This window comes from Qipengyuania aurantiaca, assembly GCF_019711375.1.
Classification (GTDB): Bacteria; Pseudomonadota; Alphaproteobacteria; order Sphingomonadales; family Sphingomonadaceae; genus Qipengyuania; species Qipengyuania aurantiaca.
Map to the genome: position 1 here is coordinate 2,473,119 of NZ_CP081295.1, position 20,638 is coordinate 2,493,756.

General features: G+C 62.5%; 21 protein-coding genes. 7 read left to right on the forward strand and 14 right to left on the reverse strand.

The window, feature by feature from the left end; all coding sequences use genetic code 11:
* Window positions 1-185 precede the first annotated feature (185 nt).
* The 3 genes from hisI to K3148_RS12060 are packed head-to-tail and all read left to right on the forward strand — an operon-like array spanning window position 186 to window position 2,898.
* Window positions 186-560, forward strand: a complete 375-nt coding sequence (gene hisI / locus K3148_RS12050) for a phosphoribosyl-AMP cyclohydrolase (protein ID WP_221426713.1) — start codon at window positions 186-188, stop codon at window positions 558-560.
* A 27-nt stretch (window positions 561-587) separates the two neighbouring features.
* Window positions 588-1,037, forward strand: coding sequence for a MerR family transcriptional regulator (locus tag K3148_RS12055; protein ID WP_006832064.1), 450 nt, complete (start codon window positions 588-590; stop codon window positions 1,035-1,037).
* A 55-nt stretch (window positions 1,038-1,092) separates the two neighbouring features.
* Window positions 1,093-2,898 (forward strand): acyl-CoA dehydrogenase C-terminal domain-containing protein, encoded by a 1,806-nt coding sequence (locus tag K3148_RS12060; protein WP_221425011.1) that lies wholly within the window; start codon window positions 1,093-1,095, stop codon window positions 2,896-2,898.
* A gap of 71 nt (window positions 2,899-2,969) precedes the next feature.
* On the opposite strand, the gene cysK is transcribed toward K3148_RS12060, so the two are convergent.
* From cysK to tyrS, 4 genes are all read right to left on the reverse strand, one after another.
* The gene (gene cysK / locus K3148_RS12065) at window positions 2,970-3,890 is read right to left on the reverse strand and encodes a cysteine synthase A (RefSeq protein WP_221425012.1); all 921 of its coding nucleotides are present in this window, start codon (window positions 3,888-3,890) and stop codon (window positions 2,970-2,972) included.
* Complete coding sequence (locus K3148_RS12070) at window positions 3,887-5,212, reverse strand: MFS transporter (protein WP_282099583.1); 1,326 nt, start codon at window positions 5,210-5,212, stop codon at window positions 3,887-3,889. Before K3148_RS12070 ends, cysK begins: the two co-directional genes overlap by 4 nt.
* Window positions 5,213-5,292: 80 nt before the next feature.
* Window positions 5,293-5,631: a PilZ domain-containing protein gene (locus tag K3148_RS12075; RefSeq protein ID WP_221426715.1), complete on the reverse strand. Its 339-nt coding sequence runs from the start codon at window positions 5,629-5,631 to the stop codon at window positions 5,293-5,295.
* 114 nt (window positions 5,632-5,745) lie between these two features.
* Window positions 5,746-6,975: a tyrosine--tRNA ligase gene (tyrS, locus tag K3148_RS12080; RefSeq protein WP_221425013.1), complete on the reverse strand. Its 1,230-nt coding sequence runs from the start codon at window positions 6,973-6,975 to the stop codon at window positions 5,746-5,748.
* 32 nt (window positions 6,976-7,007) lie between these two features.
* Here tyrS and K3148_RS12085 point away from each other — a divergent pair, with 32 nt between their 5' ends.
* Both K3148_RS12085 and K3148_RS12090 read left to right on the forward strand, forming a co-directional pair.
* Window positions 7,008-7,550, forward strand: coding sequence for a DOMON-like domain-containing protein (locus K3148_RS12085; RefSeq protein ID WP_221425014.1), 543 nt, complete (start codon window positions 7,008-7,010; stop codon window positions 7,548-7,550).
* Window positions 7,547-8,749, forward strand: coding sequence for an exo-beta-N-acetylmuramidase NamZ family protein (locus tag K3148_RS12090; protein WP_221425015.1), 1,203 nt, complete (start codon window positions 7,547-7,549; stop codon window positions 8,747-8,749). The genes K3148_RS12085 and K3148_RS12090 overlap by 4 nt, the downstream gene beginning before the upstream one ends.
* 3 nt (window positions 8,750-8,752) lie before the next feature.
* On the opposite strand, the gene K3148_RS12095 is transcribed toward K3148_RS12090, so the two are convergent.
* From K3148_RS12095 to K3148_RS12110, 4 genes are read right to left on the reverse strand one after another with little or no spacing between them, the layout of a single operon-like run.
* Window positions 8,753-9,088, reverse strand: a complete 336-nt coding sequence (locus K3148_RS12095; RefSeq protein ID WP_221425016.1) for a hypothetical protein — start codon at window positions 9,086-9,088, stop codon at window positions 8,753-8,755.
* Window positions 9,089-9,133: 45 nt separating this feature from the next.
* Window positions 9,134-9,988, reverse strand: coding sequence for a DUF817 domain-containing protein (locus K3148_RS12100; protein WP_221425017.1), 855 nt, complete (start codon window positions 9,986-9,988; stop codon window positions 9,134-9,136).
* Window positions 9,981-10,298, reverse strand: coding sequence for a hypothetical protein (locus K3148_RS12105; protein WP_221425018.1), 318 nt, complete (start codon window positions 10,296-10,298; stop codon window positions 9,981-9,983). The genes K3148_RS12100 and K3148_RS12105 overlap by 8 nt, the downstream gene beginning before the upstream one ends.
* A complete protein-coding gene (locus tag K3148_RS12110; RefSeq protein WP_221425019.1) occupies window positions 10,298-11,479 on the reverse strand; it encodes a vWA domain-containing protein in 1,182 nt (393 codons plus the stop codon). Before K3148_RS12110 ends, K3148_RS12105 begins: the two co-directional genes overlap by 1 nt.
* 136 nt (window positions 11,480-11,615) lie before the next feature.
* Between K3148_RS12110 and K3148_RS12115 the strand changes: the two genes are divergently transcribed.
* The gene (locus K3148_RS12115) at window positions 11,616-13,016 is read left to right on the forward strand and encodes a methyl-accepting chemotaxis protein (protein ID WP_221425020.1); all 1,401 of its coding nucleotides are present in this window, start codon (window positions 11,616-11,618) and stop codon (window positions 13,014-13,016) included.
* Between the two features lie 76 nt (window positions 13,017-13,092).
* Here the strand turns inward: K3148_RS12115 and K3148_RS12120 are convergent, their stop codons facing one another.
* Window positions 13,093-13,947, reverse strand: a complete 855-nt coding sequence (locus tag K3148_RS12120; RefSeq protein ID WP_221425021.1) for an AAA family ATPase — start codon at window positions 13,945-13,947, stop codon at window positions 13,093-13,095.
* A gap of 100 nt (window positions 13,948-14,047) precedes the next feature.
* Here K3148_RS12120 and K3148_RS12125 point away from each other — a divergent pair, with 100 nt between their 5' ends.
* Window positions 14,048-15,268, forward strand: coding sequence for a bifunctional alpha/beta hydrolase/OsmC family protein (locus K3148_RS12125; RefSeq protein ID WP_221425022.1), 1,221 nt, complete (start codon window positions 14,048-14,050; stop codon window positions 15,266-15,268).
* On the opposite strand, the gene K3148_RS12130 is transcribed toward K3148_RS12125, so the two are convergent.
* From K3148_RS12130 to parE, 5 genes are read right to left on the reverse strand one after another with little or no spacing between them, the layout of a single operon-like run.
* Window positions 15,265-16,278 (reverse strand): histidine kinase dimerization/phosphoacceptor domain -containing protein, encoded by a 1,014-nt coding sequence (locus K3148_RS12130; RefSeq protein WP_221425023.1) that lies wholly within the window; start codon window positions 16,276-16,278, stop codon window positions 15,265-15,267. The genes K3148_RS12125 and K3148_RS12130 overlap by 4 nt on opposite strands.
* Window positions 16,279-16,298: 20 nt before the next feature.
* Window positions 16,299-16,742, reverse strand: coding sequence for a response regulator (locus K3148_RS12135; RefSeq protein WP_221425024.1), 444 nt, complete (start codon window positions 16,740-16,742; stop codon window positions 16,299-16,301).
* The gene (locus K3148_RS12140; protein ID WP_221425025.1) at window positions 16,739-18,235 is read right to left on the reverse strand and encodes a sensor histidine kinase; all 1,497 of its coding nucleotides are present in this window, start codon (window positions 18,233-18,235) and stop codon (window positions 16,739-16,741) included. Before K3148_RS12140 ends, K3148_RS12135 begins: the two co-directional genes overlap by 4 nt.
* A gap of 21 nt (window positions 18,236-18,256) precedes the next feature.
* Window positions 18,257-18,628 carry a hypothetical protein gene (locus K3148_RS12145; RefSeq protein ID WP_221425026.1) on the reverse strand — a complete coding sequence of 124 codons (372 nt, stop codon included), beginning with the start codon at window positions 18,626-18,628 and terminating at the stop codon, window positions 18,257-18,259.
* Window positions 18,621-20,609 carry a DNA topoisomerase IV subunit B gene (gene parE, locus K3148_RS12150; RefSeq protein WP_221425027.1) on the reverse strand — a complete coding sequence of 663 codons (1,989 nt, stop codon included), beginning with the start codon at window positions 20,607-20,609 and terminating at the stop codon, window positions 18,621-18,623. Before parE ends, K3148_RS12145 begins: the two co-directional genes overlap by 8 nt.
* Window positions 20,610-20,638: the final 29 nt, after the last annotated feature.

The following is a 20,638-nucleotide window of genomic DNA, read 5'->3' on the forward strand; positions in this document are numbered from 1 at the left end:
CCCTGAACCTGGCGCTCTGCTGGCACCGTCGTTCCGGTGGGCAGGCCTCACATAACCTGCGATTGGGAACATCACTCAAAATGGCCGTTCATCAAACAGTCTTCTGCCGCTAGTGTCGATTTTGGACACCCCTTGTGGTGATCCTGCAACAACCTGTCGTATTTCTACAATTTATCGGAGCAATCGTGTCCACCGATCAGACTGAACGCGAAACCGGATCGCAATTCCTTCCCAAATTCGACGACAAGGGCTTGCTGAGCGCAGTCGTTCAGGACGCGGATTCGGGCGCGATTCTGATGGTAGCGTTCATGGACCAGGAGGCGGTCGACGCGACTCTGAATACCGGCATCGCCCATTTTCATTCGCGCTCGCGCGGCACGCTCTGGAAGAAGGGGGAAACCTCGGGGAACACGCTGCAGGTCGAGCAAATCCTCGTCGATTGCGACCAGGATGCGCTGGTTCTGCGGTGCCTCCCGGCCGGCCCGACTTGCCATACCGGCGCGGTGAGCTGTTTCTATCGCAGGCTGGAAGACGGTATTCTCCAACCCGTCAAGTCTTGACGCTTACGTAAACGTTGATCTATTGGCATGGGCATGACCCAGCCGCTTCCGCATGCCGAAAACGATCGTCGCCACGCCGGCGCCCACCTCGAACGGCCCGACAAGCTCGAACGCGAACAATTCTCCATCTCCGATCTCACCAGCGAGTTCGGCTGCACGGCGCGCGCCTTGCGCTTTTACGAGGACGAAGGGCTTATCGCTCCCTCGCGCGTGGGGTTGACGCGCATCTATTCCAAGCGCGATCGCGCGCGGCTCGCGTGGATCATGCGCGCCAAGAACGTCGGTTTTTCGCTGACCGAGATCCGCGAAATGATCGACCTTTACGATCTCGACGATGGCCGTGCCGAACAGCGCCGCGTGACGCTGGAAAAGTGCAAGAAGCACGTCTCCAAGCTGAAGGCCCAGCGCGCCGACATCGACAGTTCGATCAAGGAACTGACCGAATTCATCTCGCTTGTTGAAGAACAGCTGGACTGAAATTTCCTCCCCCGGCGAGACGCCGACCAAACGACACTCTCTCCAAGGACTTACAATGCCCACCTACACCGCACCCACCCGCGACACGCGCTTCATCATCAACGAAGTGCTCGACCTTGCCAGCTACGGCAATCTTCCCGGCTTCGAAATGGCAACGGACGATGTGACCGATGCCGTCATTAACGAAGGCGGCAAGTTCTGCGCCGAGGTGCTCGCGCCGCTCAACCGCGTGGGCGACGAGCATGGCTGTGTGCGAAACGAAGACGGTTCGGTGACCACGCCTCCGGGCTTCAAGGAAGCCTTCGACCAGTTCCGTGAGGCGGGCTGGGGCACGCTCGCGCATGACGAGCAGTTCGGCGGGCAGGGCATGCCGCACGTCCTCGGCTTCGTGATGGAAGAATTCATCTCCAGCGCCAACCAGGCTTTCGGCATGTATCCGGGCCTTACAAACGGCGCGATTTCGGCGCTGGTGGCCAAGGGTTCGGACGAGCAGAAGGCAATGTACCTGCCCAAGATGGTCTCGGGCGAATGGACCGGCACCATGAACCTGACCGAGCCTCATTGCGGCACCGATCTCGGCATGATCCGTACCAAGGCCGAGCCGCAGGGTGACGGCAGCTACTCCATCACCGGCACCAAGATATTCATCTCGGCCGGCGAACACGACATGAGCGAGAACATCATCCACCTCGTCCTCGCGAAGACCCCGGGCGCGCCCGACAGCACCAAGGGCATCTCGCTCTTCGTCGTCCCGAAGTTCCTCGTGAACGAGGACGGCACTCCGGGTGAGCGCAACGGCGTGATGTGCGGCTCGATCGAAGAGAAGATGGGCATTCACGGCAACTCGACCTGCGTGCTCAACTACGACGGCGCCAAGGGCTGGATGGTCGGCGACGAGAACAAGGGTCTCGCCGCCATGTTCATCATGATGAACGCCGCGCGCCTCGGGGTCGGTATTCAGGGTCTTAGCCAGGCCGAAGTTGCTTACCAGAACGCGGTCGCCTATGCGCTCGACCGTCGGCAGGGCCGCGCCCTGACCGGCCCGGCAGAGCCCGAAGCGCAGGCCGATCCGATCTTCGTCCACCCCGACGTGCGCCGCATGCTGATGGACGCCAAGGCTTTCACCGAAGCCATGCGCGCTCTTGCCCTGTGGGGCGGCCTGCTGGTCGACCTGACGCACAAGGCGCAGACCGAGGAAGAGCGCGCCGAGGCCGATCTTCTGCTTGGCCTGATGACCCCGGTCATCAAGGGCTACGGCACGGACAAGGGCTATGAAGTTGCCACCAATATGCAGCAGGTCTTCGGCGGCCATGGCTACATCGAGGAATGGGGCATGAGCCAGTTCGTCCGCGACGCGCGTATCGCCCAGATCTACGAAGGCACCAACGGCGTGCAGGCTATGGACCTTTGCGGCCGCAAGCTCGCCCAGAAGGGCGGCGCCGCGGTGCAGGCCTTCTTCAAGCACGTGGGCGAGGAAATCTCCGCCGCCAAGGAAGTCGACGAGCTGAAGGACATGGCCGAGGCGCTGGAAAAGGCGCTGGGCCAGCAGCAGGCATCGACCATGTGGTTCATGCAGAACGCGATGCAGAACCCCAACCACCTCGGCGCGGGCGCGCATCACTACATGCACATCATGGGCATCGTGACGCTCGGCCTGATGTGGCTGAAGATGGCCAAGGTCGCCGCATCGAAGCTTGCCAGTGCGGGCGACGACAAGGCGTTCTACGAACAGAAACTCGCCACCGCGCGCTATTACATGGACCGCTACCTGCCCGACGCCGGCGCGCTGCGCCGCAAGCTCGAAGCGGGCAGCGACAGCCTGATGGCACTGGGCGAAGACGCCTTCCAGACGGCCGCCTGATTAACGCGAGACACAAGAAAGGGCGCCTTCCGCGAGGAGGGCGCCCTTTTGTCTGGTCTAAGTCAAAGCGGTTATTCGGTCGGCAGGAAATCCGGCACCGACAGGTACCGCTCGCCCGTGTCGTAATTGAAGCCCATCACGCGAGCGCCAGCATCCAGTTCCGGCAGTTTCTTCGCAATCGCCGCCAGCGTCGCGCCGCTTGAAATGCCGACCAGCAGGCCTTCCTCGGCCGCACAGCGCCGCGCCCATTCCTTGGCGTCTTCCGGTTCGACCTGGATCGCACCGTCGATGCTGTCCGTGTGGAGGTTTTCGGGCACGAAGCCTGCGCCGATGCCCTGGATCGGGTGCGGGCCGGGATCGCCGCCGCTGATGACGGGGGAGAGAGTGGGCTCGACTGCATAGGCGAGCATTTCGGGCCAGGTTTCTTTCAGCACCTCGGCGCAGCCGGTGAGGTGGCCGCCGGTGCCGACGCCGGTGATCATCACGTCGATGGGTTCATTGGCGAAATCGGCGAGGATTTCTCGCGCGGTGGTGCGTTTGTGGACTTCGAAGTTCGACGGGTTGTCGAACTGGCTCGGCATCCATGCGCCGTCGGTGCTTTCGACCAGTTCTTCGGCGCGGGCGATAGCGGCTTTCATCCCGCCTTCCTTGGGGGTGAGGTCGAAGGTTGCGCCATAGGCCAGCATCAGGCGGCGACGCTCCATGCTCATGCTTTCGGGCATGACGAGTACCAGCTTGTAGCCCTTGACTGCGGCGGCCATCGCAAGGCCGATGCCGGTGTTGCCGCTGGTCGGCTCGATGATCGTGCCGCCGGGCTTCAGCTTGCCGGCCTTTTCCGCATCCTCGACCATGGCGAGGCCGATGCGGTCCTTGATCGATCCGCCGGGATTGGCGCGCTCGCTCTTCACCCAGACCTCGTGGTCGGGGAACAGGCGCGCAAGGCGGATGTGCGGCGTGTTGCCGATGGTTTCGAGGACGGACTGGGCTTTCATGGCAATTGCTCCTGGAGTTCTTCTTCCGGGGGTGTTTTTCGAACGGGTTGTTCTTGCAATTCCTCAGGCGGGTCGAAGGTCCGGGTCGTGCGAAGAACGGGAAAGATTTTCGCCCACATGGCGACTGTGATGATGGCGCCGGTGCCGCCGGTCACGACTGCCGCGACCGGGCCGATGGCGTAAGCGAGGCTGCCCGAAAAGAAGTCGCCAAATTCATTCGAGGCGCTGATCGTCAGGAGGCTGACCGAGGACACGCGCCCACGCTTCTCGTCGGGGGTGTGGAGCTGGATCAGCGACTGGCGGATATAGACGCTGAACATATCCGCCGCGCCCACGATGAAGAGCATGGCGAGGCTGAGCGGCATGGAGGTCGAGAAGCCGAAGATGATGGTCGCCAGTCCGAAGAGGGCTACGGCCCACAGCATCTTGGGCCCGACATTGGTCTTGAGCGGACGGAAGGAGAAATAGAGCGCGGTCAGCGCCGCGCCGACGGCAGGGGCCATGGCGAGCTGCGCGAGGCCGGTCTCGCCGACTTGCAGGATGTCGCGGGCGTAAACGGGGAAGAGCGCGGTCGCCCCGGCGAGGAAAACGGCGAAGAGATCGAGCGTGATCGCGCCCAACACCATCTTGTTGCGCACCACATAGCGCAGGCCTTCGACCATGGCGTGGATCGGGCGCTGGTTCTGCGGACGTGGAGGCTGGGGGACCTTGCCGATGAAGGATAGCGCGGTGATCGAGACGAGGAAGAGCGCGGCTGCCGTGATGTAAGGCAGCGACGGGAAGATCGCGTAGGTGTAGCCACCCACAGCCGGCCCCACGATCATGCCGACCTGCCACGAGATGCTCGACAGGGCGATTGCGTTGGGCAGGATCGCCTTGGGCACGAGATTGGGGGCAAGGGCCGACAGCGCCGGCCCGGCAAAGGCGCGCGCGATGCCGAGCAGGATCGCGACGCCGAATATCCACGGCAGGCTCACCGCGTCGGTCCAGGTGAGCCAGGCCAGAAGGCCCGCGCACACCAGTTGCAGCAGAACCGTCAGCCGCCCAAGATTGCGGCGGTCGAAATGGTCCGCCGCCCAGCCGCTGAACGGCGTGAGGATGAACAGCGGGACGAATTGCAGCAGGCCGATCAGCGCCAGCTGGCCCGAACTTTCGGCAACGCTCATCCCGCTGTCGCGCGCGATGTTGTAGGTCTGCCAGCCGATGATCAGCATCATCGCGTATTGCGCCAGCGTCATCGACAGGCGCGATAGCCAGTAGGCGCGGAAGTTCGGGATTCTGAGAGGCGAAGTCTCGGGAGAGGGCGCGGTTTTGGACGTCACGCCAAACGCATGGCAGGCGCCCCTTCGCTTGTGAAGAGACGCCTGCTTGCTCGTTTAGAAACGAATGTTGGTGCTTCCCCTCAGCGCAGCTTGCGCAGGCGCGGGTTGGGCTGGAGCGTATCGATCATGGCGAGGAAGTCGTCGACGCGGATGATGCGCTCGAACTGGAAGCCGGCGCGGTTGTCGCGGCACCAGATGCAATAGGCTTCGATGCGGCCGATGACCGGCAGGCGCACGACCACGCGTTCCCCGCGACCGATGCTTTCCGCATCGTCGATCATGAAACCATTGGCCGAGATATTGGCGATATGCATCCGCATGTCGCCCTTGCCGTAATGCTCGGCAATGACCGGGTGATCGACCGGGTGCCGCGCCATGCGGCGCTGGTCGGTTACGCTGAGTTGTGCTCCGGCGCTCATGCGGTGTGAACCCTTTTTGATGTTCTCGTGACCCACACCGTAATGGCTCATAAAGCCAAATAATTGGTAAACCGGGTTGCAAGTTTTCGCGAGAGAGCGCCCGCTAACTATCGGTCAACGGCAGATAATCGCGTGTTTCTTCTTGCCGAGCGAAAGCTTTGCCTGGCAGCCATCTGCCACTTCGACGAGGTATCCCGGATCGGTCACCGCCTCGCCATCGAGCTTCACCGCCCCTTCGGCGAGCTTGCGCTTGGCTTCCTTGCCCGACGCGCAGAAGCCGAGGCCCGTCAGCACCGCGCCGATGCGCATGCCTTCCGCGCCGACCGAGATGCTGGGCAAATCCTCTCCCGCGCCGCCGCCGGCGAAAGTTTCCGCCGCCGTGCGCTCCGCAAGATCGGCCGCTTCGGAGCCGCGGACAAGCGCGGTCACTTCGTTAGCAAGGATGGTCTTCGCCTGGTTTATCTCCGCGCCCTCGAGGCTTTCGAGGCGGGCGATCTCGTCCAGCGGCAAGTCGGTGAAGAGGCGCAGGAAACGGCCCACATCGCGGTCGTCCACATTGCGCCAGTACTGCCAGAAATCATAGGCGGGCAGCTGCTCTTCGTTGAGCCACACGGCGCCCGCCGCGGTCTTGCCCATTTTGGACCCGTCGGCGGTGGTCAGCAGCGGCGTGGTCAGGCCATAAAGCTCGCGCCCGTCCATGCGGCGCGCCAGTTCCATGCCGTTGACGATATTGCCCCACTGGTCGCTCCCGCCCATCTGGAGACGGCAGTCGTAACGCTGCGCCAGCTCGCGGAAATCGTAGGCCTGCAGGATCATGTAGTTGAATTCGAGGAAGGTCAGCGGCTGCTCGCGGTCGAGGCGCAGCTTGACCGAATCGAAGGTCAGCATGCGGTTGACCGTGAAATGCGGACCCACATCGCGCAGCAGATCGATATAGCCGAGTTGGCTCAGCCACTCGTCATTGTTGACCATTACCGCATCGGTTGGCCCGTCGCCGAATGTGAGCAGACGCTCGAACACCGTGCGGATGCCGGCGATATTCGCGTCGATCCCCGCATCGTCGAGCATCTTGCGACTTTCGTCCTTGCCCGAGGGGTCGCCCACCTTGGTCGTGCCGCCGCCCATCACCACGATCGGCTTGTGTCCGGCCTGCTGCAAGCGGCGCAGCATCATGATCTGCACCAGGCTGCCGATGTGGAGGCTCGGCGCGGTAGCGTCGAAACCGATATAGCCGGGCACGATTTGCCGCGCGGCAAGACCGTCCAGTCCTTCCGGATCGGTAATCTGGTGGATATAGCCGCGCTCTTCGAGCAGACGCAGGAGTTTGGATTGGTAGGTGCTCATGATGGAGCGCCCGCTAGCATGGGGATTTGGCTTTGGAAACGCATGAACTGGAAGCGCACACGGCCTATCCGCCGCTTGAGGTGACTTCCGTCGCGGCGCGGATTGTGTCGCGGGACGAGAACTGGCTGCGCCTGCGCTGGCGTATCGAGGGCACGGGCAAGCTGGTGGTCCCGCCGTTCGCAGGCAAGGGCAGGGCGGACGAGTTGTGGCGCACGACCTGTTTCGAGCTGTTCCTCAAGCCCGAAGGCGGCGAGGCCTATTGCGAATTCAATCTCTCTCCGTCCGAACGCTGGGCGGCTTATGACTTCTCGACCCAGCGCGACGGGATGGAAAACCGCCCGGTCCCGCGCGAGCCGGAATGCACCATGCGGCAGGGCAGCAGCTTCGCCGTCTTCGACGCCGCGATTCCCGCAGCCGCACTTCCACAGCAAGACTGCGCCGCCGGTTTGACCTGCGTGCTGGAGGAAGAGGGCGGCATCAAGAGCTTCTGGGCGCTCTGCCACCCCGGCGATCAGCCCGATTTCCACGATCCCGCTTGCTTCACCGCGCGGCTTGCTGCACCGACAACCGCATGAAATTCGGCATAGATCGTCTCCTCACCGAAAGCGAACTGCGCGCGCCTCTCGAAGGCAAGCGGGTCTCGCTGATAGCCCATCCGGCATCCGTCACAGCGCAGCTCGAGCATTCGCTCGACGCGCTGATCGAACGCGGGATCAACGTCACCTCGGCCTTCGGTCCGCAGCATGGCCTCAAGGGCGACAAGCAGGACAATATGGTCGAGACTTCGGACGAGACCGATCCGCGTTACGACATCCCGGTCTTCAGCCTCTATGGCGAAGTGCGCCGCCCGACCGGGCAGGCCATGTCGACGGCCGATGTGTTCCTGTTCGACCTGCAGGATCTGGGCTGCCGCATCTACACCTTCGTCACCACGCTGCTCTACGTGGTGGAGGAAGCGGCGAAAACGGGCAAGTCGGTCTGGGTGCTCGATCGGCCCAACCCGGCCGGCGGCCCGGTCGAAGGGACGCTGCTGCTGCCCGGGCAGGAAAGCTTCGTCGGCGCCGCGCCGATGGTGATGCGGCACGGCATGACGATGGGCGAGATGGGCCACTGGTTCATCGACCACTTCGGCCTCGACATCGATTACCGCGTCATCCCGATGGAAGGCTGGAAGCCGGGCAAGGCGCCCGGGTACGGATGGCCGCAGGAGCGCATCTGGATCAATCCCAGCCCGAACGCCGCCAGCCTCAACATGGCCCGCGCCTATGCCGGCACGGTGATGCTGGAGGGCACGAATTTGAGCGAGGGGAGGGGGACCACACGCCCGCTGGAAGTGCTGTTCGGCGCGCCCGATATCGACGCGCTTGCCGTGCTGGAGGAAATGAAGCGCCTGTCGCCGATGTGGCTGCGCGGATGCCGCCTGCGCGAATGCTGGTTCGAACCGACCTTCCACAAGCACGCAGGAACGCTCTGTAACGGCTTGATGATACACGCCGAAGGCCAGTTCTACGACCATCACGAATTCAAGCCCTGGCGCTTGCAGGCGCTTGCTTTCAAGGCGATCCGCAACCTCTATTCCGATTACGAGATCTGGCGCGATTTCCCCTATGAGTACGAGTTCGACCGCCTCGCTATCGACGTGATCAACGGCGGCCCGGCCTTGCGCGAATGGGTGGACGACAGCGAAGCCGAACCGGGCGATCTCGAAGCCATCGCCCATGCTGACGAGGAAAGCTGGCGCGAAACCATCGCGCCGCACTTGCTCTACGGTTGATCGTCAGTTGAGCTTGCGCAGCTTCACCTCGTCTTCGACCTGAGGAAGTGGGCGGACGTCGGTAGTGTCCTGCCGCAAGACCATCACCGCGCAACCGTCGATACTCTGGTCGACCGCCGCGATAAAGTAAGCCTCATCGGGCGAAGCCGGCGTGGCATCCAGTTCGGGCTGGCCGTTGGCGGAGCGTACCTTCGTTATACGATCGTCACAGTTGGGCTGCTCCGCTTCTGCTCGCGGTTCAAAATCTTCGGCATCGCGTTCCGTCGGTTCAATCAACTCGGTCTGGGCGAGCGCAGCGCTGGCGATGAGGGAAAGGGCACCAAGAGCTAGCAGTTTCATCCTGTCTCTCCTTCGAGCCCGTTATGCCAAAGTTACCTCTTCATCTCAATCGCCTGGCGGCTTTACCGGCTGCACGAGGCTGACCAGCACGAAACTGATCAGCATGAGCAGGTACCAGCTGCCGAGCTTGGCTAGGCTGACCATTTCCCAACCGTCCTCCTGCCCCGGATAATTCCAGGCGTTGGCGAAGGTGGCGATGTTCTCCGCAAACCAGATGAAAAGCGCGACGAGGAGGAAGCCCAGCAGGAGCGGCATCCAGCGGTGCACGCGCCAGTTGCGGAAGTGGACTCTGGTCTTGCGGAACAACCAGAAAGTGATCGCGAAGAGCAGCAGCCGGATGTCCGGCAGCCAGTGGTGCACGAAGAAGTTGACGTAAATCGCCGCGGCCAGCGCATAGGTTGCCCAGCGCGGCGGGTAGGCCGAATAGCGGAAGTCGAAGATGCGCCAGACGCGCGCGATGTAGCTGCCGACGCTGGCGTACATGAAGCCGGAGAACAGCGGGACGCCGGCGATGTGGAGGAAGCTGTCCTCGGGATATATCCACGAGCCGGCAGCGGTCTTGAACAACTCCATCACCGTGCCGACGACATGGAAGATCAGGATGACTTTCGCCTCGTCCCAGGTTTCCAGCCGGAATAGCAGCATGCCGACCTGTATCGCCAGCGCCGCCAGCGTGAGGAAATCGTAGCGATGCAGCGCGGCGTCGTCGGGGTAAACGAAGTGGGTGAGGAGCAGCAGAGCCAATAGCAGCGCGCCGAACAGGCACGCCCAGGCCTGCTTGAAGCCGAACAGCAGGAATTCGTAGAGCCACAGCTTCCAGCCGCTACCCGGATCAAATGTCTCGAGGCGCTGGCGGATGCCCTCGAAGCGGGTGTGCCTGCGACCGTTGGCTTCAGTCATCCCGGTTGTATTCGCGCGACAGGTGCTTCCTCGTGTGCCGCTCGTATCTGCGATCCTCGCGTTCGGCATAGGCGCGAAAGCCCGTCCACAGCACGAAGCCTCCGTAAGCCAGGCCGGGTATGCCGAACAGGATCATAAGCACGAAAGCGATCTTCACATATCCGAGCGATGCGGCTGCGATGATCGGAAACAGGGGCAGAAGTCCTAGGGCCGCGTCGGGCTCGATACCGTGCAGGCCAGCGGACCTTCGGTTTGAAAAGATCTTGCGGCGGATGGCTTTGCGCCGGGAGGCCAGGAACTCGCCGATCATTACCCCTGCTTGCGACTCAATTCGCGCATGGCGTCGTCCAGCCCGTCGAGCGTGAGCGGATACATACGGTCGTTGACGAGGTGCTTCATGACCTTGGTCGACTGCGAATAGCCCCACTGCTTCTCAGGCACGGGGTTCAGCCACACGGTGGCGGGATAGGTGTTCACAACGCGCTGCATCCAGGTGGCGCCCGCTTCCTCGTTCATATGCTCGACGCTGCCGCCCGGATGGGTGATCTCGTAGGGGCTCATTGCCGCATCGCCGACGAAGACGACCTTGTAGTCGTGCCCGTATTTGTGGAGCACATCCCAGGTCTTGGTCCGCTCCTGCCAGCGGCGGCGGTTGTCCTTCCAGACGCCCTCGTAAAGGCAATTGTGGAAGTAGAAGAATTCGAGATTCTTGAACTCGCTGGTCGCGGCGCTGAACAGCTCTTCGGTGACCTTGATGAAGGGGTCCATCGATCCGCCGACATCGAGGAAGAGCAGCAGCTTGACCGCGTTATGCCGTTCGGGTCGCATGCGGATGTCGAGCCAGCCCTGCTTGGCTGTGCCGCGGATCGTCGCATCCAGATCGAGCTCGTCCGCCGCGCCCTCTCGCGCGAAGCGGCGCAGGCGGCGCAGCGCCATCTTGATGTTGCGCGTGCCCAGTTCCTTGGTGTTGTCGAGGTTCTTGAACTCGCGCTTGTCCCACACCTTGATCGCGCGCTTGTGCCGGCTTTCCCCGCCGATCCGCACGCCTTCCGGGTTGTATCCCGAATTGCCGAAGGGCGAGGTGCCGCCCGTACCGATCCACTTGTTGCCGCCCTGGTGGCGCTTTTCCTGTTCCTCGAGGCGCTTTTTCAGCGTCTCCATGATCTCGTCCCAGTCGCCCAGGCTCTTGATCTTCTCCATCTCTTCTTCGGAGAGGAATTTCTCGGCCACCGCTTTCAGCCAGTCTTCCGGCACGTCGACCGGGTTCTGGCCGTAATCGGTCATGATGCCCTTGAAGACCTTGGAGAAAACCTGGTCGAACCGGTCGAGCAGGCCTTCGTCCTTCACGAAGGTGGCGCGGCTGAGGTAATAGAAGCTTTCGGGCGACTGGCCGATGACCTGCTTGTCCAGCGCTTCGAGCAGCGTGAGATGCTCCTTGAAACTGGCCTGGATCCCTGCGGCGCGGAGCTCGTCGACGAAATTGAAGAACATGCCGTTTCCCTATCGCGGCGCGGTCAGCTGCGCCACCCTTTATCATTTCCTGTAAAATCCCGACAAACTTAACGGTCCGCTAACCATTCTTCCCTAGGAGGCATCCTCGAAGAAGACCAAAAAGGGGGTCGGGTTTATGGAAGCCAGTGCAATCGACGTGAAAGGCGCCTCCGCGCTTGAGCGTATTCCCGAAGCATGCGGCAAGGTTACGGTCGGCTGTTCCGATGTTGCCGGTATCGTCCAGGCGGTGCTCGACAGCTCGGGAATCCTGCGTGCCGAACACGTGGAACTGCAAGGGACCGTCAAGGAATTGGAAGCGGACCAGCGCAAGGTCGCCGAAGCGAGCGACGAGGCGCGTATCCTCTCGGCCCGGGCGATCGAACGCCTCAACATGGGCACGAGCCAGATCCAATCCTCGCTTTCGCAAATCACCAACCTGCTCGACCTCGTCGAAACTCTGGCGACGCATGTCACCGGTTTCGCCGCGGCGATGGACCAGGTGAAGCGCTGTTCACAGGACATCGAGCAGATTGCCGAGACGACCAATATCCTCGCGCTGAACGCCACCATCGAAGCGATGCGCGCCGGCGATGCAGGCCGCACTTTCGCCGTGGTTGCCAACGAGGTGAAGACGCTCGCCGGCGAAACCCGCAAGGCCACCGACGAGATCGCCGAAGTGATCGAGACGCTGGGCAGCGAGGCTTCGACCGTGATCGAACGTATCGAGGCGGGCGCCAAGGCCTCCAACGAGGCCAAGACTTCGGTCGCCAGCATCGATGCCACCATCGCCGGCGTCAGCCAGTTGGTGGAAGAAGTCGACCAGCAGAACGACCAAATCACCCGCGCCACCGGCATGATGACCGAACACGTCGACCGCGTCTCGGCCGTCATCGACAGCTTCGACCGGGCGGCCAATGAGAACGAGCAGCGTCTCGAAACCGCGCATGAGCGGATCGAGGAGCTGGAACTCACGGCAAGCGAAATGTTCGACCGCATCGTACAGGCCGGACTTTCGCCGCAGGACAGCGCGATGGTGGAAGCCGCGCAGAAGCGCGCGCGCCAGGTCGAAGAACTCGCCGAAAAGGCTATCGCCGAGGGTAAGCTCTCGCTCGATCAGCTGTTCGACCAGAACTATGTGCAAATCGAGGGCAGCAACCCGATCCGCTATCGCACGGGGCTGATGGACTGGGCGCATGATCACTGGCGCCACGTGCTCGACGATGCCGCCGAAGGCGACAGCCGCGTCATGGCCGCCGCCTGCACCGATATGGCTGGCTACCTGCCGACGCATCTTACGCGCCATTCGCAGGCACCGACAGGCAATTACGAAGTCGATGTGCGCAACTGCCGCAACGGTCGCAAGATCCTCGACCCGATCGATCAGCGTGCCAAGAACAGCAGCGCGCCTTACATGATGGCGGTCTATCGCCAGGAAAACGACGGCAAGACCTATCGCGTGGTGCGCAACGTCTATGTTCCGGTCACCATCGGCGGGCGTCGCTGGGGCGATTTCGAGCTCGCCTACAGCTTCGGCTGATGCCTCAAAGTTACTCCAAGAAAAAGGGCCGGGAAGCGCAGTGCTTTCCGGCCCTTTTTGTGTGCGACGAAGCCGGTCACGTCTGGCGGCGCGCCATGAATGCTAGGCGCTCGAACATCATCACGTCCTGCTCGTTCTTGAGCAACGCACCGTGGAGCGGCGGGATGGCCGAGTTTGGGTTGCTGTCCTGCAGCACGTCGAGCGGCATGTCCTCGTTCAGCAGCAGCTTGAGCCAGTCGAGCAGTTCGCTGGTGCTGGGCTTTTTCTTCAGGCCCGGGACTTCGCGCAGCTCGTAGAAGATTTCCATCGCCTTGCTGACGAGGTTCTTCTGGATGTCGGGGAAGTGGACCTCGATGATCTCGCGCATCGTGTCGCGGTCGGGGAACTTGATGTAATGGAAGAAGCAGCGGCGCAGGAAAGCGTCGGGCAGTTCCTTCTCGTTATTCGAGGTGATGACCACGATCGGGCGTTCCTTTGCCTCGATCCGTTCATGCGTTTCGTAGACGTCGAAGCTCATGCGATCGAGTTCCTGCAAGAGGTCGTTCGGGAACTCGATATCGGCCTTGTCGATCTCGTCGATCAGCAGCACGGGCAGCTCGGGGGAGGTGAAGGCCTCCCACAGCTTGCCCTTCTTGATGTAGTTGGAAATGTCGTGAACGCGCTCGTCGCCCAGCTGGCCGTCGCGCAGGCGGGCGACCGCGTCGTATTCGTACAGGCCCTGCTGCGCCTTGGTGGTCGACTTCACGTTCCACTCGATCAGCGGGGCGTTCAGCGCCTTCGATATTTCATGCGCTAGCACCGTCTTGCCGGTGCCCGGCTCTCCCTTCACCAGCAGCGGGCGGCGCAGCGTAACCGCGGCGTTCACCGCAACCTTCAGGTCCTCGGTGGCGATATAAGATTGGGTGCCTTCGAAACTGGTCGGTTCTGACATCGGTTTTCCCTTGCAACTTTCCGAGCAGCGTTAGGGGGCGGGCACGGTAAGGGCAAGGGGGCGTTGTAACCGCAATAGGCGCTGCGCCGAAGGAGGGTTCATGCCGACCGAGAATATCACCATCCCCACCGACGCGGGCCATGAGCTGACCGGCTCGCTGGAGCTGCCCACTGGCCTCGTGCGCGGTGCGGCGCTGTTTGCGCATTGTTTCACCTGTACGAAGAACAGCAAGGCAGCGGTGGCTATCTCCCGTGCCTTGGCGCGCGAGGGTATTGCGACACTGCGCTTCGATTTTACCGGGCTGGGCGGCAGCGGCGGGGATTTCGGGCGTGCGGGGTTTGCCGTGGATGTGTCCGACCTCGTCGCGGCGGCGGAGGATGTGCTCGACCGCTTCGCCCAGCCGATCCTCCTCATCGGCCACAGCCTCGGCGGCGCGGCCGTGCTGGCGGCGGCAGACGATATCGGCTTCGACAAGATCGCTGCCATCGCCACCATTGGCGCCCCTTCCGACATTCCCCATGTCCTCGCCAATATCGAGGGCGATATCGAAGCCATCCGCGAGGCGGGGCAGGGCGAGGTCCGCATTGGCGGGCGCGAATTCACGCTGGGCCGCGAATTTGTCGAGAAAGTCGAGAACACCGACCTTCTTGCCGAGGTCGCACGGCTGCGCAAACCGCTCATGTTCCTCCATTCGCCCATCGACGATGTGGTCGGGATCGAGCACGCCAGCGCGCTGTTCCAGGGGGCCAAACATCCCAAGAGCTTCGTCAGCCTCGAAGGCGCTGACCACCTGCTGCTGTGCGAAGAGGACGCCCAGTTCGTCGCCAGTGTCATCGCTGGCTGGGCGCACCGCTATCTACCCATGCGCGAGGACTGGCCGATGCCGGAAAAGGGCGTTGTCACCTGCATGGGGCACGGCAAGTTCGGCACGGAGATTCACACCACCTCGCACCGCTTCATTGCGGATGAGCCGAAGTCGTACGGTGGCGACGATACCGGACCCACGCCCTACGACCTGCTGCTGGGCGCGTTGGGGGCTTGCACCTCGATGACGATGAAGATGTACGCCGACCGCAAGGATTGGCCTCTGGAAGGTGTCGAGATCCACCTCACGCACTCGCGCGACCATGCGAAGGACTGCAAGGAGTGCCTCGCGGAAGAAGACGGGATGCCCCACCAGCTGCTGACGCGCGAGATTACGATTACGGGCGACAAGCTGGATGCGGACCAGCGGCAGCGCCTGCTTGAAATTGCGGACAAATGCCCGGTTCACAAGACGCTGGAAGGCCGCATTTCGGTCGAGACGCGGCTGGTCGATTAGGAAGGGTCGGTCTTCACCATGAAGCGGTGGCTGGTTCCGGCCTCGCACTCGAGCTGCTCGAGACTGGTGCCCAGCGACCGCGTGATCGCCTTGATGATCCGCATGCCGAGCCCCGTTCCGGTGGGAGCCGCGCCCTGGACTATGCCGCCGCCATTGTCGCTGACCGTGACGCTGTAGCCATCGTCCAATGCGGCAAGGACGACATCGACGCGCCCCTTTTTGCCTTCGCCGAAAGCGTATTTGGCCGCATTGCTGACCAGCTCATTCACCACCACGCCGACATTCACCGCATCGTCTGGCGAGACTTCGACGTGATCGGAAGCGTAGGTCAGTTCCACACAGTCGTCGGTTTCGGACATGTTGGAGCGAAATTCCTCCACCAGCGTGCCTAGATATTCATCGAGATCGATCGTCGTCAGATCGCCGCGAGTGTAGAGGTTCTGGTGAACCTTTCCGATCGCCTTGATACGGTTCTGGGTCGCCTCGAGCGCGTCCTTGGCATCTTTGGAATCGGTCTGGTTCGCCTGCATGGCGACGAAGCTCTGCACCATCTGCAGCGAGTTGGAGACGCGGTGGTGTACCTCGCGCACCAGCATTTCCAGCCGTTCGTTGGCTTCGCGCAAATTCGCTTCGACCTCGCGCTTTTCGCGTTCCAGCCGGTCGCGGGCAAAGGCCTGCCGAAAACGGCTGTCGAGCAGGTCGAAGAAGCTGTCACCCACCGTCTTCACCACGAAATCGGTCGCGCCTGCGTGGATCGCCTCGACAGCTACGGCGGTGTCGCTGTCGCCGGTCACGAAGACGACGGCGGGATGGCCCTCCAATTTCACGATATCGTCCAGCATCTGGCGGCCGCTTTTGACCGGCATATGGTTGTCGATCGCGACGAGGTCGTATTTCGTGCGCGCAATGCAGGCGAGGCCTTCTTCCGCGCTTTCGGCGGTCTCGACGTCGAAACCGCGTTTGCCCAGAGCGCGCTGGATCAGCCGCCGCAGACCGGCGTCGTCGTCCACATAAAGGATCTTTTTCGGTTCTATTGATCGTCTGCCGAAGGGACCTGGATCACGGAAAGGAACAGGCCAAGCTGGCGGATGGCGTCGGCGAAACTCTCATAGTTCACCGGCTTGGTGATGTAGACGTTGCAGCCCAGATCGTAGCAACGCTGGATCTCGACCTTGTCGTCGGTGGTGGTCAGCACGACGACGGGGGTGCGATGCAGCTTTTCGTCCTGCTTGATCTTTTCGAGGATCGACGTCCCGCTCATGTCGGGCAGGTTGAGGTCGAGCAGGACCAGCGCCGGGCCGCCGTGCGCCGGGCCGCTGGGATCGTTGAAGAGATACTCCAGCGCCGTCGTGCCATCGGTGAAGTGGTTGATGTCGTTCGAAATACCGGCACGGCGGATGTTCTTTTCGATCAGGCGTGCGTGGCCTTCGTCATCTTCGATCATGACGATGCTGACAGTTTGCTGGGAATTCATGCAAGTGCCTCCTGGGCAACGAAATTTGCGGGCAGGGAAAGCCTGAATCTAGAGCCGCGGTCAAGTTCTGATTCGACTTCGATCGTCCCGCCCAGACGATAGGCGAGGGCGCGGACATTGGCGAGGCCGAGGCCTTCGCCCTCCCGGTCCTGCGTACCGGCGCGGCGGAAAAGCTCGAAAATCCGTTCCTGATCTTCAGGAGCGATGCCGCGCCCGTTGTCGATCACATCGATGCGCACTGTGCCGACGGCCTTGCTGCCTTCGACGATGATTTCGCCCGCGCGGTCGGGGCTGGAATACTTGATCGCGTTCTCGATCAGGTTCTGGAGGATCTGCTCGACCGCGATCCGGTCGCTTTCCAGTTCGGGTATCGATTTCACTTCGACGGTTGCGCCGGCATCTTCCGCAAACTGGTGAATGGAATCGGCGATGGCCTGCACGAGTTCCTCCATGTCGAGTGTCTCGGGCTGGAGCTTGCGTCGGCCCTGTCGCGACAGTTCGAGTATGGAATTGATCAGCCGGTCCATCTTCTCGGTCGAGGAGCGGATGAAGCCGAGGGCTTCGGGGAGGTCCTCGTCGACAGCGAGCCAGGTTGCCTCGTCACGCAGCTTCGGATGAGCCTCGTATAGCTCTTCCAGATGTTCGCGAATGATCTTGCGCGCTTCGTCCAGTTCGGCCGTAAAGCCGAGCACGTTCACTAGCGGCGAGCGCAAATCGTGGCTGACGATATAGGCGAAGCGCTGGATTTCTTCATTCGCGCGCATCAGTTCCGCCGTACGGTTCTGCACAGCCTTCTCGAGACCCAGATTGGCATCGCGCAGGCCAACTTGCGCAGCTGCAAGCTCGCGGTTGTAGCGCAAGACCACGAGCACTGCGCTGATCAACACGCCAAGCAGGAGCAGCAATGCGATGCCCCCGACCACGTAGAACAGCTTGAGACTATCGAGCTGCGCCCGGTTGCGGCGGACGAGTTCTTCCGCTTCGAAAGCCGACATTTCTTCGGCGATCTGGCGAATCTCCTGAGTGATAAGAACGCCGGTGTCCTCGTTGAAATCGAGGTTGCGCGCTTCGGCAAAGGCTTCGTCGGGAGCGCTGAACATCGCGTCGATCAACACGGTGCGCTGCGCGTTGAGCGTCTTGATCTGATCGAGCCGCTCGCGCTGCTCCCTCATCTCAAGCATGTCCTCTAGCCGCGCCTGTTCGGTCTCGAAATCGGTGCTGGCCTCGCGCACGGTGCGGGCGAAGGCAGGGTCCGGTTGCAACAGGAAGCCGCGGCGTCCGGCGGAAATTTGCTCGTTGTAGGTGGCGAGGCTGTCGATCGCGGCCTGGCGCTCCAGGACAAGCTCGACCTCATCGGTATCCTCCGAGATCGAACCCAGGGTGACAATGGCGGCGATGATCGCGATGGCCAGCAGGCCAAAGCCCACCCCCAGGAGGGAGAGCACCCGGCGGCGGCCGATCTTCTCGTAACGTTGGCGGACGGCCTCGGGCATATTGTCTCTTCTGTCAGGGACTTATAAGAGGGCCGTTAGCGCGGTTATGCCGAAGAAGAAAGCCAGCATGAGAGCCGTGGCAAGGCGCCAAGCGAAGGATGCCGCCGCCATTCCGCGCTCCATGGCGAAATGCCAGATGACACCACTGGCCAGCAGCGCCACCGCGACTACGATCAGAGGCGAAAGCCCGAGCACGCCGCGCACAATTGCGAACAGGACCGGTTGCGCGATGATTTGCAGGAGCAGCGCACCGGCGAACCACACGATGGGAACGGGGCGATAGGTCGCATCGACGCTCGCCCAGTCCGGCACAGAGGCGTCAGGGCGCGAGATGCGGCGGTCGTCGTAGACGATGTCGTCTTCGCGCGGGTCCTTGTTAGGCCCCTCAGGCATCGATCATGTCCCGGTCGAATTCGCCCGCATTGTTCTGAATGAAGTTGAAGCGGTGTTCGGGGTTGCGGCCCATGAGCTGGTCGACGAGTTCTTTCACCACTGCGCGCTGCTCGAATTCGGCGGGTAGGGTGATCCGGATAAGGCTGCGCGTGTCCGGGTCCATAGTGGTTTCCCTGAGCTGCGCGGGGTTCATTTCGCCGAGGCCCTTGAAGCGGCCCACCTCGACCTTCTTGCCCTTGAAGACGGTCTCTTCCAGTTCCTTGCGATGCTCGTCGTCGCGGGCATAGCGGCTCTCCTTGCCCGCGGTGAGGCGGTACAGCGGCGGCTGGGCCAGATAGAGGTGCCCGTTCCGCACGATGTCGGGCATCTCCTGGAAGAAGAAGGTCATCAGCAGCGTGGCGATATGCGCCCCGTCGACATCGGCGTCGGTCATGATGATGATGCGGTCGTAGCGCAGGTTTTCCGCGTCGCAATCCTTGCGCGTCCCGCAGCCCATGGCGAGGCTGAGGTCGGCGATTTCGCTGTTGGCGCGGATCTTGTCGGCGGTGGCCGAGGCGACGTTGAGGATCTTGCCGCGGATCGGCAGGATCGCCTGCGTCTTGCGGTTGCGCGCCTGCTTGGCGCTGCCGCCTGCCGAATCGCCTTCGACGATGAAGAGCTCGGTTTCGCCGTCGCCTTCGCCCGAACAGTCGGTGAGCTTGCCGGGCAGGCGAAGCTTCTTGGCGTTGGTCGCCGTCTTACGCTTGATCTCGCGTTCCTGCTTGCGGCGCAGGCGCTCGTCCATCCGCTCCATGACCTGACCCAGCAGCGCCTTGCCGCGCTCCATGTTGTCGGCGAGGAAATGGTCGAAATGGTCGCGCACCGCGTTCTCGACGAGGCGGGCTGCCTCGGGCGAGGTCAGGCGGTCCTTGGTCTGGCTCTGGAACTGCGGATCGCGGATGAATACGCTGAGCATGACATCGCCGCCGACCATGATGTCGTCGGCGGTCAGGTCCTTGGCCTTTTTCGTGCCGGTTAGTTCGCCAAAAGCGCGTAGCCCCTTGGTAATTGCAGCGCGCAGGCCCTGCTCGTGCGTCCCGCCGTCGGGGGTGGGGACGGTGTTACAATACCAGCTGGTCGAGCCGTCCGAGTAGAGCGGCCATGCAATCGCCCACTCGACGCTGCCCTGTTCGAGGCCGTCGGCTTCGGGAAAGGCCTGCTTGCCCGCGAAGGGCTGCGCGGTGACACATTCGCGCCCGTTCAGCTGCTCTGCAAGGTGGTCGGCAAGGCCGCCGGGGAATTTGAACACCGCTTCTGCGGGGACCTCTTCGGAGGCGAGGCTCTCGGCGCATTTCCAGCGGATTTCCACGCCTGCAAAGAGATAGGCCTTGGAACGGGCAAGCTTGAACAGGCGCTTCGGATTGAACTTGCGGTCGCCGAAAATCTCGGTGTCGGGAATGAAGGTGACCGTGGTGCCGCGGCGGTTGGGGGTCGGCCCCAGTTCCTCGATCCCGCCCTTCGGCGCGCCCTTCGAGAATTCCTGCGCGTAGAGCGTCTTGTCGCGCGCTACCTCGACACGGGTGTAATCGGACAGCGCGTTGACCACGCTGACGCCGACCCCGTGCAGGCCGCCGCTGGTGGCGTAGGCCTTGCCCGAAAACTTGCCGCCCGAATGCAGCGTGGTGAGGATCACCTCGAGCGTCGACTTGCCCGGATATTTCGGATGCTCGGCCACCGGCATCCCGCGCCCGTTGTCGGTGATGGTGACGCGGTTGCCTTCCTCGAGGCGCACCTCGATCCGGCTCGCATGGCCCGCGACCGCCTCGTCCATCGAGTTGTCGAGCACTTCGGCGACGAGATGATGCAGCGCCCGGTCGTCGGTCCCGCCGATATACATGCCGGGGCGGCGGCGCACGGGTTCGAGGCCCTCGAGGACCTCGATCGAGGAAGCGTCATAATCGCCGGAGGATGTCGGCGTGTTTTCGAACAGATCGTCGGACATGACGACAGGCTATATCGCGCTCACGCCCC

Excerpts from the sequence above, each read along its gene's own strand:
- K3148_RS12060 (WP_221425011.1), top strand. The coding sequence starts at position 1,093 with ATGCCCACCTACACCGCACCCACCCGCGACACGCGCTTCATCATCAAC.
- K3148_RS12135 (WP_221425024.1), bottom strand. The coding sequence starts at position 16,742 with ATGAATTCCCAGCAAACTGTCAGCATCGTCATGATCGAAGATGACGAA.
- tyrS (WP_221425013.1), bottom strand. The coding sequence starts at position 6,975 with ATGAGCACCTACCAATCCAAACTCCTGCGTCTGCTCGAAGAGCGCGGC.
- K3148_RS12115 (WP_221425020.1), top strand. The coding sequence starts at position 11,616 with ATGGAAGCCAGTGCAATCGACGTGAAAGGCGCCTCCGCGCTTGAGCGT.
- K3148_RS12145 (WP_221425026.1), bottom strand. The coding sequence starts at position 18,628 with ATGCCTGAGGGGCCTAACAAGGACCCGCGCGAAGACGACATCGTCTAC.
- K3148_RS12125 (WP_221425022.1), top strand. The coding sequence starts at position 14,048 with ATGCCGACCGAGAATATCACCATCCCCACCGACGCGGGCCATGAGCTG.
- K3148_RS12100 (WP_221425017.1), bottom strand. The coding sequence starts at position 9,988 with ATGACTGAAGCCAACGGTCGCAGGCACACCCGCTTCGAGGGCATCCGC.
- parE (WP_221425027.1), bottom strand. The coding sequence starts at position 20,609 with ATGTCCGACGATCTGTTCGAAAACACGCCGACATCCTCCGGCGATTAT.
- K3148_RS12140 (WP_221425025.1), bottom strand. The coding sequence starts at position 18,235 with ATGCCCGAGGCCGTCCGCCAACGTTACGAGAAGATCGGCCGCCGCCGG.
- K3148_RS12105 (WP_221425018.1), bottom strand. The coding sequence starts at position 10,298 with ATGATCGGCGAGTTCCTGGCCTCCCGGCGCAAAGCCATCCGCCGCAAG.
- K3148_RS12095 (WP_221425016.1), bottom strand. The coding sequence starts at position 9,088 with ATGAAACTGCTAGCTCTTGGTGCCCTTTCCCTCATCGCCAGCGCTGCG.
- K3148_RS12075 (WP_221426715.1), bottom strand. The coding sequence starts at position 5,631 with ATGAGCGCCGGAGCACAACTCAGCGTAACCGACCAGCGCCGCATGGCG.
- K3148_RS12120 (WP_221425021.1), bottom strand. The coding sequence starts at position 13,947 with ATGTCAGAACCGACCAGTTTCGAAGGCACCCAATCTTATATCGCCACC.
- K3148_RS12110 (WP_221425019.1), bottom strand. The coding sequence starts at position 11,479 with ATGTTCTTCAATTTCGTCGACGAGCTCCGCGCCGCAGGGATCCAGGCC.
- K3148_RS12055 (WP_006832064.1), top strand. The coding sequence starts at position 588 with ATGGGCATGACCCAGCCGCTTCCGCATGCCGAAAACGATCGTCGCCAC.
- cysK (WP_221425012.1), bottom strand. The coding sequence starts at position 3,890 with ATGAAAGCCCAGTCCGTCCTCGAAACCATCGGCAACACGCCGCACATC.
- K3148_RS12090 (WP_221425015.1), top strand. The coding sequence starts at position 7,547 with ATGAAATTCGGCATAGATCGTCTCCTCACCGAAAGCGAACTGCGCGCG.